Source organism: Tissierella sp. P1, from assembly GCF_002266425.1.
Lineage (GTDB): Bacteria > Bacillota > Clostridia > Tissierellales > Tissierellaceae > Tissierella > Tissierella carlieri.
Genome location: NZ_NPMN01000009.1, coordinates 67,151 through 81,668, shown reverse-complemented (window position 1 = coordinate 81,668; position 14,518 = coordinate 67,151). Strand labels below are relative to the sequence as shown.

Genomic DNA, 14,518 nt, shown 5'->3' with positions numbered 1-14,518 from the left:
ACCTCTATCTACCCCGTAGGGTATTATTCAGTGGTGTCCGTTAGGACCTATCGTTCGTTGTGTTAGGTCATAAAAAAACCCTCATCTCTGTATAGAGACGAAGGTTATCTTCGCGGTACCACTCTAATTTATCTAAATCTTACGATTTAAATCTCACTAGGTTATAATAAAACCTTGCAGTGTAACGGCTGCTTCCGTTACAGCCTAAAATCTTCGGCTGTAAAGTTCTGGGGTCATCTTCGGAATAATCTTAATCACTGGCTTTCACCCAACCCAGCTCTCTGTAGAATAATCTTAGTCCTACTCTTCCCTTCCACACCTTTAACATGATTTTACTCAACAGTCAAACTTAATATCTAATTAGTCTAATTTCCTTTTAGTATATCTTTTCTTATTTGATAATATATTATACTCTAACTCAAATATTTAGTCAACTAAATAATTGATATTACAGTATTAGTTGAGTAATTTTTTATAATCCTTATTTTTTGATTGCATAAAGAGACATTTAGTCTATAGTCTATTTAAGAGGTCCGTTAACATCTATTGTATATGAACCTGTTCCCGAATATTTATATATATAAAGATAATATCTACCTGCTGCTGCATCATAAGAACCTGTTAATCTTCCACCTGTCGTTGAAGTAGGATACGTTACATAATTTATGATATCTGATGCTTCATAAAGCATCCAGCTAATTCCTAAATCCCTATCTGGTGTTACATTGATATCAACCTGTCCATTGGAGATTACATCAAAATAGTATATATCTACATTGTCATCATCTTGAAACCTCGCTGAAACCGCAAGTTCAGTCATTATAGGTCCATTTGCATTATCAAATATATCATTTGGTTCAGCCTCAGATGTAATACCATTACTAGGATTAGTTTCAGGTTCATTAATTATTACCTGTGCTTCATCTGTATTTCTTTCTCCTTTATCATCTACTACTGTCAGAGTTGCTGTAAATATACCTGCTGTCGAGTAGGTATATTTTGGATTTGCTTCTACGCTTGTACTGCCATCTCCAAAATCCCATAGATATGATATTATAGTCCCATCACTATCTTTAGAGCTCATACTACTAAAGCTTATCTCCTCACCTTTCATCGCAATATATGGTCCATTTGCTTCTGCTACTGGAGGATTGTTTACCTGTGTTGTCTCATCACCTGTGAATATTCCATGAAATACTACATCAAATTCTGCTTCATTTGATGAATTTACTTTATAATTTGTAAAATAGCATACTACTGTTTCATACCCACTCCATGGATAAGATGCAAGTGTATTTAAAGATTCATTCGCCATTAAATCCATGTATTTCCAATCTGCTATAGGTCCTTGAGTTTCTGCTTTTGTATATGTCCCACGTAATGTAAAGGTCTTAAAAAATTCTGATTGTGATTGGGTTATTGTTACATTTGTCAGATCCGCAGCTGAAGTTATATCTGAGTATATTGACTCTAGATCTTTTCTTGTATGGGTTTCTAAGTAGTCATCAGCTACAAGGGGAACATAGTAAATATTTATATTATCTACTAAATATTGCATTTGATTTTGATATTCTGCATTTAATCGATTATCATTACTATATTGGCTTATTAAGTTATCATATTCCCTTACATTATTTGTCTTTACAGCATTATTCAAACTGTTCAACATATCCCTATTCTTTTCATGCATATAATTATAAACAACAAAACCATAGGTATAAAAAGTAAAGCCACTATCATATGATGAATGTAAAGTTTTAAATAAGGAATATCTGTCTTCCACTCTTCCAATATTGGATACCATAGTTTTTCTTGGAACAATCCCATCAGTACGAGTAGAACCAGCAAACCATTCAGCTCCACCTTCTTCAAACCATGTTAATCTTTCATTATCATAAATCTCTGATTCTCCCCACATACCAGGAACCAAATACCTGCCTTGTAAATAGTGAGTAAATTCATGGCGGAATAACTCTTCTAATGTATATATGCTGTCTTGAGGAGTTCTTTCATAGGTGTAAAAGGACCCCCAGCTCTCTATATACATGCCACCATTATTAGTATCTAGTCCAAACAAATATCTATTCATACCATACTCATAAGGACTATTATAAATATAGCATATCAACACTTCATCAGTATTATTGGCTTCAAGTGGAGTATCACTTCCTATGGCTCTATAAAATTGTGCTCTAACTTCATGTGAGGCCCAATATAACCTTTTAACTTTATCAATTGTAACATCATCTCCTGCATATATGATTAATTTATCATCATCAAAAGTATATTTTTTAGGCAGGTATTTATTTATTCCATCTTGTGTGATTTTTTTAATATCTATTCTTCTGCCATAATAATCTAATCCATCATAATTATCTACTATAGATGAAGCAGCTTGAAAATACGGTTCCCCTAAATACGGATAGGAGCTCATTGCCTGTGTGAGGACTCTATTTCCTTCACTTGGATTACTATGAACCTTACCTAATGTTCCCATCCAGTATAGCCCATTATTTATAAGCCATCCATTATCTGAATTAAAGTTTCCTAATAGTGCTATATTAGATACTTGTGTTATAAAATCATCAATTTTGCCATACCAAATAGTTTTTGATGGTATAACTCCATTATAAAGTTCTTCATTAATGTCATATTCTATACCACCACCTAAATTATAAATAGCTGTTCCTTTTGCATTATCATTTATATAGGTATTTATATTTGATTGAAATTGTTGAAATATAGAAATAGTACGGTTGATTATATCTACATTGGTTGAGCCGTTCCACATAAGAAGACCTATGGAAGATACTAAATCATCCTGCTGTGCTGTACCTAATTTGAAGTTAGCATTATTCATAACTGAAACTATTGAAGGTAAACATTTATCATGATAGTTTCTACTATTAAGCTCACTTAATTGGCTATTATAAAATCCTAAATAAAAACCTGCTCTAACTACTTCACAAAGTGTAGGTATACCTTTGTTATCTGTACTTGTATATTGTCTCCCACGAAGGTTTATTGCATCAATAAGCGCTTCCATACGACTTTGATTAGAATAAAATTCATATGCATCTTGGCTATATTGAAATAAGTCTGTAATATCACTGTATTTAAGAGTAACTAGCAAATTCACTAAATCAGTATAATTTAATGTCTTTAGATAAGACATTGAGTAGGTGCTTTCCCTTGCGGCAAATGATCTTACATCATGGGAACTTTGGTCAATAGATTCCGACTCTGGTGGTTCAGGTGATTTGATTGATAATAAATCATCTGTAATTTCTCTTGAAAATATACTACTCTCTATTTTTTCTCTATTCCCTATTTTTCCTATAGGTAGTTGATTTGATACTGATGAACCATTAGGATTATCATTTATTGCTAGAACTAAGTCACTGAAAACATTGCTTAACAATAAAGCAATAATACAGGACAAGCATATAACTTTATATAATTTATGCCTGCCTTTTTTTTGGTCTTTACCAGTTGTTTTTTCCATAATAGAATCCTCTCCTTTAAAATAATTTTATTTTATAAATAACCCTTAATGAAAATTCAATAGTCACCTCCTTGAATAATATAGTTAAAATTCAATTGCTATATTTTCTTTCTCACTGATTTCATGAGATAATGTTCATGATTTTTCTATAGTTTCTTTACCTAATAGATTTATAGATAATGTCAATACCATTTAACTTTCATAAATATAAAGCTATTACTCTTCCTATTTTTTGAATATTCCGAATATTTTCTTCGTACTTTCAAAACAACTTCTAAATAATCACTCTGTTTTTTATAATCTTGAAAATAATAAGGATATGTCAATTAATTCAATAATAGGTGATATTAAATAATAGAGATTACAATAGTTATATTACAGTGTTATTAGAGATCATGTTTTAACAATCTTTAATTTACATTTTTTAAACTATACGCTAAGGAACTGAGTCTGAAAGATATAATTTGAAATGAAAAAATCTTAATTTAAAAACTTATATTGCAACAAATACTTTAACATACGTGATATTCTTATATTTGACTTTTGTTATAATTTCTTATAGTCAAAAGTAATATTCATATCTAACAATTTACAATGCAATCTTCATGCCATTTTATCGCTTTAATACACTCTAGTGATATTGATGTATTTATTCAATAAAATTGAAAATAATTAAGAAAAAGTATTAAATTTAATACTTTTTCTTAATTATTTTTAAAGATCAATATGAAATTTCAGACCAAATTCAGAATCATAGTAGAATTAGTCTTATCTTATATCTACTCTCTATTACTCTTCATAATATTACTGCGCTTTTACTCTAGTCATATAGTTTTCAAAATTATATTTAAGTTCTTCTATACTATCTCCACCAAACTTTATCATCATCTCATTAGCTAATACATATGCCAACATATTCTCTGCAACAATACTAGCTGAAGGTACAGAACAAACATCCGTCCTTTCAACCTGAGCATGAATATGCTCTTTTGTTTCCATATCTACAGTATTCAAAGGCTTCTTCAGGGTGGGAATAGGTTTCATAATTGCTCTGAATACTATATCTTCTCCATTAGAAACTCCCCCTTCAATTCCCCCTGCATTATTGGTTTTCCTATAGTATCCATTTATATCATAGTATATCTGATCATGTACTTTTGAGCCAACCTTATTAGATGTATTAAATCCTAACCCAAATTCAATTCCTTTTATTCCGGGAATACTCATTATACTATAGGCAATCTTTCCATCTAACCTTCTATCCCAGCTGATATAACTTCCTAATCCTACAGGAATATTCATCCCTATTACTTCTATAATTCCTCCTAAAGTATCTCCTTCTTTTTTTATATTATCTATTTTTTCTATCATAAGCTTTTCAGCTTCTTTATCTAAGACTCTCACAATAGATTCATCTGCTTTTAATAATTCCTCTTTACTAATATTATTATAATTGCCCTTTGAAGTTTCAATATCTCCAATTTTAACTACATGACTATATATGCATATATTGAATTCCTTTAATAACAACTTACATATGCTCCCCAATGCAACTCTCATAGCTGTTTCTCTAGCACTAGCTCTTTCTAAAGTATTTCTACCGCCTTTTTGATTGTACTTTAAGGCACCTGCTAAGTCTCCATGACCTGGTCTAGGTCTTGTTATTTCTCTTAATTCTACATCAGTTCCTCTATTTTTAATTATAATGGATATTGGATTTCCCGTGGTATAAGAATTATTGATTCCAGATAAAACTTTTATTTCATCTTCTTCTATAGTCATCCTTTCACTTCTGCCATATCCTTTTTGCCTTCTTTCAAGCTCATGGTTCATATATTCTATATCAAAATATAAATTTGCTGGAAGCCCATCTATTATTCCCTGCAAACTATCTCCATGAGATTCTCCTGATGTTAAAAATCTAATCATTTAAATATCCTCCTACTATATAGGTTAATGGTCTAAACACAGAAATAATCTTTTCTATAACAGTTTATTTTCCAGTTTTGCAATAGCCCTTAAATCCTTCATAAGTTTTTGAAATCTATCTGGAGTTATAGATTGCTCTCCATCACATTTTGCATTTATAGGGTCATTATGAACTTCAATGATGAGTCCATCTGCCCCTGCTGCTATGGCAGCCTTTGAAAGCGGCTCTACCAACCACCACAAACCAGAAGCATGACTAGGGTCTACTATTACTGGAAGATGACTTAATTTCTTAATTATAGGAACTGCACTTAAATCCAAAGTATTCCTTGTATATCTTTCAAAAGTCCTAATCCCTCTTTCACATAAAACTACATTTTCATTTCCTTCCAGCATAATATATTCAGCAGCCATCAAAAACTCTTCTATGGTAGCTGACATTCCTCTTTTTAAAAGTACGGGTTTCTTCGTCTTACCTAGTTCTTTTAAAAGAGGATAGTTTTGCATATTTCTTGCTCCAATCTGAATAACATCCACATCCTCTATAAATTTATCTAGATAATCTAATGACATAAGCTCTGTTACAATAGGAAGTCCTGTTTTCTCTCTGGCTATCTTTAGCATCTCTAGTCCAGTTTCACCTAACCCCTGAAAGCTATAAGGGGAAGTCCTTGGCTTAAAAATACCCCCTCTTAAGAAAGCAGCCCCTGATGTTTTTACTTTTTCAGCTATGCTTAATATTTGTTCCTCACTTTCTACTGAACAGGGTCCAGCTATTATTGCTACTTCCTTACCGCCTATGGTATTTCTACCGACATTTATAATTGAGTTTATTGGCTGCAAAATTCTATTCACCTTATTAAGACCTATCTCCATGAACCTCCCCCCTTACTCATCAATTGCTTCTTTTAAACTTTTTACAAACTCAAAAACTCTTCCCTCAATATTATCCGATTCTATTTCCTTCTCTATTTCTTTGACAATTGCACTTCCAACTATTAGTCCATCAGCTAAATCCTTTAATTTCTTTACGCTCTTTACATCAGATATACCAAAACCAACGACTGTAGGAATGTTTGAATGTTTTTTTATTTCTTCCAAGAGATCTACCAGTCCTTCATCAAAGGATTCTCTCATTCCTGTAATGCCCTTTGAAGAAATGCAATAAATAAATCCTTTTCCTTCTTTAACTATTGCTTCTATACGACTATGAGAAGTTGGAGCAACTAGGACTATTAAATCAATAGAATAATCCCTCATCATTTCGCTTAATATTTTTCTCTCCTCTAAAGGAATGTCTGGGATAATCAAACCATCTATTCCACATTTTTTACATCCATTTAAAAATCTTTTTACTCCATAAGAAAAAATCGTATTATAATACACCAAGAAGATCAGAGGAATTTCCGTTTTACATCTTAGTGCTGACACCATTGAAAAAATAGTTTCCACATTAGTACCTTGGCTTAAAGCCCTTGATGAAGCTCTCTGTATAACAGGCCCGTCTGCTAAAGGATCTGAATATGGAATCCCTAATTCAATAATGTCGGCTCCTGCTTTTTCCATTGCCAAAACTAATTCTATGGTTTTATCCAATGCAGGATCTCCTGATGTAATATAAGTAATTAGGGCTTTTCTTTTTTCCTCTTTAATTTCATCAAATTTTTTCTTTATCCTACTGTCCATCTTTCAATTCCCCCAATACATTAAGCAATGTATCCATGTCCTTGTCTCCTCTTCCTGACAAATTCACTACAATAATATCTTCTTTATCTATTTGTCTAGCTAACTTCATTAAATATGCTATAGCATGAGCACTTTCCAAAGCAGGTATAATTCCTTCTGTCTTAGTTAAATATCGAAAAGCTTCTATTGCCTCATTATCATTGATGGCTACATATTTAATTCTTCTTATAGAGTAAAAATATGCATGTTCTGGACCAATCCCTGGATAATCAAGGCCTGCTGATATTGAATGTACTGGTTTAATCTGTCCATTTTCATCCTGCAACAAATAAGTCATCATTCCATGTATGATTCCTAATCTACCTTTGGAAATACTAGCTGCATGATATTCTGTATCTATTCCCTTTCCTCCTGCTTCAACACCATACATCTCTACTTTTTCTTCAATAAAAGGATAGAATAAACCCATTGCATTACTTCCTCCACCTACACAAGCTATTAAATAATCTGGTAATCTACCTTCCTTTTCCATAATTTGTTCCTTCACTTCATCTCCTATAATCCTTTGAAAATCTCTCACCATTGTAGGATAAGGATGGGGCCCTACTACTGATCCAATTACATAAAAAGTATCTTCTGGATTAGTAACCCAATGTCTAATAGCCTCATTAGTAGCATCCTTCAAGGTTCTTGTACCAGAAGCTACAGAGTTTATTTTAGCCCCCAACATCTTCATCTTCAAAACATTTAACCCTTGCCTTTTTATATCTTCCTCCCCCATAAAAACTTCACAGGGAATATCAAACATTGCACAAATAGTAGCCGTAGCCACTCCATGCTGTCCTGCACCTGTTTCTGCTATTATTTTCTTTTTTCCCATTCTTCTAGCAAGTAGTACTTGACCAATTACATTATTTATCTTGTGAGCTCCAGTATGGTTTAAGTCCTCTCTCTTTAGATAAATCTTACCTCCACCTAGTTTTTTTGTTAGATTCTCCGCATAATATAATGGAGTAGGTCTTCCAGAATACTCTTGACAATAATACATATATTCCTTTTTAAAATTCTCATCATCTTTTATACTAATAAATGATTTTTCCAGCTCGATCAATGGATTCATTAAAGTTTCAGGTACGAACTGCCCACCAAATTGTCCAAACCTCTTATTCATATAAATCATCCCCTTACTCTCTCTATAAAATCTTTTATCTTTCCATAATCCTTATGTCCTTCTATCTCCACCCCAGAGCTTACATCTACTACTGCAGGTCTAACTATCCCTATAGCATTTCTGATGTTTTCCGAACATAATCCCCCTGCTAAAACTATGGATTTAGTTTTACCAATCTCTGTAGCTAATTCCCAATTAAACCTTTTTCCTGTCCCCCCAGCTTCCCCTTCTATCCAAGTATCCAAAAGATACTTATCAACCCTATATTTTTCTAATAATTCTAGGCTATTTTCATCTCTTATAAGAAAGGATTTCCATACTTCATTCTCAAAACAACTACAATAACTAGAACTTTCATCTCCATGGAATTGAAGTACATCAAGGTGACAAAGTTTTTCTATTTCTTTTACTTCTTCTAGAGAATGATTTAGAAATACACCAACTTTTTTTATATCTTTATTTAATCTATCTACTAATCTCCTTGCCATATAAGGGTCAATTTGTCTCTTACTTTTTGCAAATACAAATCCTATATATTCTGGTCTTAATTTATTTACATAATCTATATCCTCATATCTTCTCAATCCACAGATCTTTATCTCTACCAAATTATTCACCTCTTAGTTCTTTTATCTTATCCTCAATAGATTTAGATTTCATAAAGCTCTCCCCAATTAGAACACCATCTACACCTATGGATTCTAGATACTCCATATCCCTTTTATTAGAAATACCACTTTCACTAACAATTACTTTATCCTTTGGTATATAGCCTATTAATTTTTCTGTAGTTTCAAGCTTTACTTCAAAGGTCTCTAAGTTTCTATTGTTAATCCCGATTATATCTGCCCCTGCATCTAATACCTTTTCTAGCTCTTTTAAATTATGGATTTCGACTAGGCACTGAAGATTAATGTCCTTGGCTATTTTTTGAAATTCATCTAATTGCTTTTTAGTTAGGAGGGATGCAATAAGCAAAATGGCATCTGCTCCTAATAATCTGGACTGATATATCTGATATGAATCGATTATAAAATCTTTTCTAAGTATAGGTACTTTTGTTTCTTGTTTTATCATCGATAAATATTCACCTTTTCCTAAAAAGAAGCTTTCTTCAGTCAATACAGAAATTGCATCTATCTGATTTTTGTCATAGATTCTACTCACGAATATAGGGTCAAAATCTTCTCTTATAATTCCCTTTGAAGGGGAAGCCTTCTTTACTTCCCCTATTATATTTAATTTTCCTATGTTCTCTATGGCTTTCTTGAAGTCTCTGATATCCATGTTTTTAATTTGGCTTTTCAGCTTTTCAAGAGGCACAATCTCCTTCTCTATCTCTAATCTTATTCTCTTTAAAGAGATAATTTCCTCTAATATCATTTCCTCAACTCCTGACTAAGTTTAATCAGTTGATTTAATTTCTCCAATGCAAGTCCTTTATCTATCATCTCCTTAGATTTGTCTATTCCTTCTCCCAGAGAATTCACTACATTTCCTACATACATAGCTGCACCTGCATTTAATAAAACCATGTCACGTTTAGGTCCCTTCTCACCCTTTAATATATTTAACAAGATCTTTGCGTTTTCTTCTGGGTCTCCTCCTTCAACTTCTTCAATTTTAGCGAAGGAGATACCATAATCGTTAGGATCTAAATAATATTCGTGAATTTTATTATCTTTCAGTTCAGATACCTTAGTCTTTGCAGTAATAGTAATCTCATCTAATCCATCCATGCCATAGACTACCATAGCCCTCTTCAAACCTAATTTCCTTAGAACGTTTGCCAAAATAGATGTAAGATTTTCATTAAACACACCGAGGACTTGCCCTTTAGGATTTGCAGGATTAGTTAAAGGCCCTAGAACATTAAATATAGTTCTTATCCCTAACTCCCTACGAGGATTTATAGCGTATTTCATAGTCTGATGAAAATTTGGAGCAAATATAAATCCTATTTGCAGTTCATCTATGCACTTTTTAACAGCTATGGGATAAAGATCTATATTGACTCCTAACCTTTCCAATACATCTGCACTTCCACATTTGCTGGAAACAGATCTATTTCCATGTTTTACAATGGTCACTGATGCAGCAGCTGCTATAAAGGCCGATGCTGTTGAAATATTAAATGTATTTCTTTTATCACCGCCAGTTCCACAGGTATCTACTGTGTAGCTACTATTTGTTTGAATTTTTGCAGCCTTTTCTCTCATAACCTTAGCAGCACCGAGGATTTCTTCTATGGTCTCACCCTTCATACGGAGACCAGCAAGGATTCCTCCTATCTGGGAGGGAGTAGCTTTTCCCTCCATAATGGTATTCATCACCTCAAGCATCTCATCTTCTGTCAGATCCTCATAATTTATAACCTTATCTATTGCTAATTGCATGATTTACACCTCATTTCTAACACACTCCATAAGAGCCTTTGCTTTCCTTAAGGTTTCTTCATATTCACTTTCGGGATTTGAATCTGCAACAATTCCAGCACCGGCTTGTATATATGCCATATTATCCTTGAATACTATAGTCCTTATGGCGATGCAAATATCCATATTCCCATCAAATCCCAGATATCCTATAGCCCCTGCATATATTCCTCTTTTCTCATTTTCCAGTTTCTCTATAATTTCTAATGCTCTTAATTTTGCTGCTCCAGACACAGTTCCTGCTGGTGCACAAGTCTTTATAACATCATAATGATTTAAACCCTTTTTCATTTTTCCTATTACATGGGATACTATATGCATTACATGAGAATATTTTTGTACCTCCATGAACTGCTTCACTTCAACGCTTCCATTCTCTGATATTTTTTCTAAATCTTCTTTAGATAAATCTACTAGCATCAAATGCTCACTTCGTTCCTTTTCATCTCCTAATAAACTATTTATATAAAATTTATCTTCCTCTAAATTTTTACCCCTCGGTCTTGTCCCCGCAATAGGACAGGTTTCTACCCTATCTTGATTTATTTTCACCAACATTTCGGGTGAAGACCCAACTATATGATAAAATCCAAAATCTATATAATACATATATGGAGAAGGATTTAATTTTCTTAGTTTTCTATAAATCCTAAAAGGATCAATTTTTGTATGAAAATCAAATCTTTGAGATAAAACCACTTGTGATACTTCTCCATTTCTTATATAATCCTTAGTTTCTAAAACCTTTTTCATAAAACTTTCCTTTGTTTCATTGCTGGTATAATTAACTTCTTCCATATATGACTTTGTTTCTTTCTCTATATAAAGTTTATTTTCCAGTATTTCTTCTTTTATTTTTTCTAGCTTCAATACTCCTTCTTCATATATTTTTTTTAAGGAGTCATCTGCTTCTAGATTTACAACTATCCTTATCCTTTGTGTTATATGATCATAGATAATAATATCTTTAGGTAATAAAAGATGTAAATCTGGAGTTTTTATGCTATCTTTATTTGTATTCTCTACTCCATAGGTATTCTTTATTAAATCATAACCTATAAAACCTACAGCTCCAGCTGTAAAGTCTTCTAGACTTTCTAATGAAGCCATCTTATATTCATCCATAATTTCTTGCACAATTTTAAGGGCGTCTCCCTCTTTATTTATTGTCTCATTCCCTTTAATTATTGTAATTTCATTGCCATAAGCCATAATCTCCATAAAAGGATTTCTTCCCATATAAGAATATCTGCCCCACTTAATTCCTCCTTCAACACTTTCTAATAGAAAGGTCTTTTTACATTTGCATAACTTACTAAATAAAGAAATAGGTGTTTCCATATCACCATCTATTTCCAATGAAATGGAAATTATTTTTCTTTCTTTACTTAATCTTTTAAATTCTTCATAATCTGGATACATAGTATATCCCCCCTTTTTTTAGTACAAAAAAAGCACTCCGTCCCTAATATAAGGACGAAATGCTCAGCACTCCGTGTTGCCACCTTTTTTAGATAATCATATACCCTATATGATAAAACAAAAAAACATTTCAATCCTAGTACCTAGGACGAAATGTTAAATTTCGTTATGCCACCTAATATAGATAGTTGACTATCTCACTCTAAAGGTACGGAAATAATAATATTTCGATACCCCGTCTTTATAACGTAAGACACTCGGCTAATGATACTCTCCTAAGATTTCACACCGCTTCTCATGGAACCATTCAGCAGACCATCCGTATCAGGTTTCCACCATCCCCGACTCTCTAGACCTTCAAGTATTGCTTACTTTTTCCAATCAATTGAATTTTTTAACTTTTCCAAAATTATAGTATTTAAAAACATTTTTGTCAACTATTAATTTTATTATATGTTATTATCTTTTAATTTTATAAAATCACATTTTCAAAAAATATATATTTGCACTTTAACTAAATAATTGAAAACTCCATCTTCCTCTGACCATGGCCTCTTGAAAAAACAAAAAAACTCCTATCATCAAAAAAATATCTCCAACGCTTATTATCCTGGCTAAAGGATAGGGTTTCGGTATTACAATAACATCTGCTAGATAAACAAGCTTAGTATCTTCCGTGACTAAAGAATGTTTTATATCAAAGGATTTCTCTGGCATATTTTCTGTATAATGCTCATATCCTGTAAATCCCTTAAAGGATACTGGCATTTTACCACCGTTAGAAAATATGACTATAAAGTTTAACATAATTCCTATAAGAATAAATTTCATGAATTTCTTCTTAATATTGAGAATAACTCCTGCTATCATGATTAAGTATGTAAACAAAAGAACATAAACAAAATATTTATCAAAAAACTCTGGTCCTAATATAAGATTTCTGCCCTTCAACCAAGATATACATCCCTGAATAAGTCCTGCTATAAGAAACAAATACCAGCCCTTTATACGTATATTTCCTATATTTCTTATTCTTCCTTTTCTGAATATGGCTACAATAAATCCAAGAACCATAGCTTCAATAAACAATGATATCACTCCCTTTCTCTTAAGATATCTGCAAACTTTTCTGCAAGATCTGGATGAAATTGTGTTCCAGCATTATTTATAATCTCCTGTAAAGCCTCTTCCTTAGTCAGAGCATCTCGATATGGTCTGTCTGAAGTCATTGCATCGTAAGAATCTGCTATGGATAATATATAGGCTTCCATAGGTATGTCATCTCCAGATAATCCATCAGGATATCCTTTACCATCATATCTTTCATGATGATATCTTACAATTCCAGAAATTTTCTTTAAAAAATCAACCTTGCTAATTATTTCTGCACCAATACTCGGATGCCTTCGAATATCTTCATATTCCTTTTGAGTCAATGCTGTAGCCTTATTTAATATATTATCATTGATACCTATTTTACCAATATCATGTAAAATAGCCGCATTTTTAATATTTTGAATCTTCTCGTATGACAATCCATATGCCTCTGCTAATTTGACAGCATAACTTTCCACCCTAGAGGCATGTCCAGATGTATAAGGGTCTTTTGCCTCCATAGCAGAGTTAAAAGCTTGTATAGTAGATAGATATAGATTTCTTGTCTCTATATATAATTTAAAGGAATATCTTGCTAGTAATAATGGTCCGAAAAATAATAAAACAGCCCAATAGCCATATCCTATAAAAGCCAAGGCTATAATTATACCTATAATACCTACAGCTAATGAACTTGCAAAGGTTCCTTTAATGTTAGAATACCAAACTTTTATAAATTGTTGTTTATTTAATAATGACATTAAACCAGATATTATTATAGTATTAAAAATTGTCCCTAAAATTACTATTAAAATTGTTTGCGGTAGAAAAAATTCTCCTATCTTACCTCCAGTGCCTATATATATAATTCCCATGACAGATGTTACAATAATGCTCTGGGATACATTAAATACTGTAACATAATAAGGAGTATTGAATAAATGAGTACATCCATATTCCGGCACATTAGGGCATCTGAATAATAGTCCTAAAAAAGATGATGTAGTACCTAATAATGGTCCGCCTACTACGATAGATGCTAGATTTATAGCAGATCCTACAGAAACTCCTATTGAATTATTTGTTAGGGGTATTAGTAAAGACTCAACTATAATTGTAAGAATTGTCCAAAACAATAGCATTTTTATATCTGTAATTGTAAAACTTCGAATTAAGAAACCATAAGCTATGATCGATATCAAGAAAAGTATTCCTATGTATATATATGTTGTTTTATTTGGTTTCAAATCACTCATCTCCTAATATATCTCATTC

Annotated in this window: 11 protein-coding genes and 1 other annotated feature; all 11 genes read right to left on the bottom strand. The window is 32.2% G+C overall.

Going from position 1 to position 14,518, the window contains the following annotated elements:
- Nucleotides 1-90: 90 nt before the first annotated feature.
- Nucleotides 91-325, bottom strand: a binding site (T-box leader).
- 195 nt (nucleotides 326-520) lie between these two features.
- The 11 genes from CIW83_RS08370 to CIW83_RS08320 all read right to left on the bottom strand — a co-directional run bounded on the left by CIW83_RS08370 (nucleotide 521) and on the right by CIW83_RS08320 (nucleotide 14,490).
- Nucleotides 521-3,505 (bottom strand): collagenase, encoded by a 2,985-nt coding sequence (locus CIW83_RS08370; RefSeq protein ID WP_094900389.1) that lies wholly within the window; start codon nucleotides 3,503-3,505, stop codon nucleotides 521-523.
- 804 nt (nucleotides 3,506-4,309) lie between these two features.
- Complete coding sequence (gene aroC / locus CIW83_RS08365; RefSeq protein ID WP_094900388.1) at nucleotides 4,310-5,434, bottom strand: chorismate synthase; 1,125 nt, start codon at nucleotides 5,432-5,434, stop codon at nucleotides 4,310-4,312.
- Between the two features lie 54 nt (nucleotides 5,435-5,488).
- On the bottom strand, nucleotides 5,489-6,310 hold the full coding sequence (gene aroF / locus CIW83_RS08360; protein ID WP_094900387.1) for a 3-deoxy-7-phosphoheptulonate synthase: 822 nt from the start codon (nucleotides 6,308-6,310) through the stop codon (nucleotides 5,489-5,491).
- A 12-nt stretch (nucleotides 6,311-6,322) separates the two neighbouring features.
- A complete protein-coding gene (gene trpA, locus CIW83_RS08355) occupies nucleotides 6,323-7,120 on the bottom strand; it encodes a tryptophan synthase subunit alpha (RefSeq protein WP_094900386.1) in 798 nt (265 codons plus the stop codon).
- The gene (gene trpB / locus CIW83_RS08350; protein WP_094900385.1) at nucleotides 7,110-8,291 is read right to left on the bottom strand and encodes a tryptophan synthase subunit beta; all 1,182 of its coding nucleotides are present in this window, start codon (nucleotides 8,289-8,291) and stop codon (nucleotides 7,110-7,112) included. Before trpB ends, trpA begins: the two co-directional genes overlap by 11 nt.
- A gap of 5 nt (nucleotides 8,292-8,296) precedes the next feature.
- Complete coding sequence (locus CIW83_RS08345) at nucleotides 8,297-8,899, bottom strand: phosphoribosylanthranilate isomerase (RefSeq protein ID WP_094900384.1); 603 nt, start codon at nucleotides 8,897-8,899, stop codon at nucleotides 8,297-8,299.
- A gap of 1 nt (nucleotide 8,900) precedes the next feature.
- A complete protein-coding gene (trpC, locus tag CIW83_RS08340; RefSeq protein ID WP_094900383.1) occupies nucleotides 8,901-9,674 on the bottom strand; it encodes an indole-3-glycerol phosphate synthase TrpC in 774 nt (257 codons plus the stop codon).
- Complete coding sequence (gene trpD, locus CIW83_RS08335) at nucleotides 9,671-10,687, bottom strand: anthranilate phosphoribosyltransferase (protein WP_235601267.1); 1,017 nt, start codon at nucleotides 10,685-10,687, stop codon at nucleotides 9,671-9,673. Before trpD ends, trpC begins: the two co-directional genes overlap by 4 nt.
- A 3-nt stretch (nucleotides 10,688-10,690) precedes the next feature.
- Complete coding sequence (gene trpE / locus CIW83_RS08330) at nucleotides 10,691-12,148, bottom strand: anthranilate synthase component I (protein ID WP_094900381.1); 1,458 nt, start codon at nucleotides 12,146-12,148, stop codon at nucleotides 10,691-10,693.
- A 510-nt stretch (nucleotides 12,149-12,658) separates the two neighbouring features.
- Entirely contained in the window at nucleotides 12,659-13,237 is a 579-nt protein-coding gene (locus CIW83_RS08325) for a DUF5317 domain-containing protein (protein WP_094900380.1), read from the bottom strand.
- A gap of 5 nt (nucleotides 13,238-13,242) precedes the next feature.
- On the bottom strand, nucleotides 13,243-14,490 hold the full coding sequence (locus CIW83_RS08320) for an HD-GYP domain-containing protein (RefSeq protein WP_158220059.1): 1,248 nt from the start codon (nucleotides 14,488-14,490) through the stop codon (nucleotides 13,243-13,245).
- Nucleotides 14,491-14,518 lie beyond the last annotated feature (28 nt).

Excerpts from the sequence above, each read along its gene's own strand:
- CIW83_RS08370 (WP_094900389.1), bottom strand. The coding sequence starts at position 3,505 with ATGGAAAAAACAACTGGTAAAGACCAAAAAAAAGGCAGGCATAAATTA.
- aroC (WP_094900388.1), bottom strand. The coding sequence starts at position 5,434 with ATGATTAGATTTTTAACATCAGGAGAATCTCATGGAGATAGTTTGCAG.
- aroF (WP_094900387.1), bottom strand. The coding sequence starts at position 6,310 with ATGGAGATAGGTCTTAATAAGGTGAATAGAATTTTGCAGCCAATAAAC.
- trpA (WP_094900386.1), bottom strand. The coding sequence starts at position 7,120 with ATGGACAGTAGGATAAAGAAAAAATTTGATGAAATTAAAGAGGAAAAA.
- trpB (WP_094900385.1), bottom strand. The coding sequence starts at position 8,291 with ATGAATAAGAGGTTTGGACAATTTGGTGGGCAGTTCGTACCTGAAACT.
- trpC (WP_094900383.1), bottom strand. The coding sequence starts at position 9,674 with ATGATATTAGAGGAAATTATCTCTTTAAAGAGAATAAGATTAGAGATA.
- trpD (WP_235601267.1), bottom strand. The coding sequence starts at position 10,687 with ATGCAATTAGCAATAGATAAGGTTATAAATTATGAGGATCTGACAGAA.
- trpE (WP_094900381.1), bottom strand. The coding sequence starts at position 12,148 with ATGTATCCAGATTATGAAGAATTTAAAAGATTAAGTAAAGAAAGAAAA.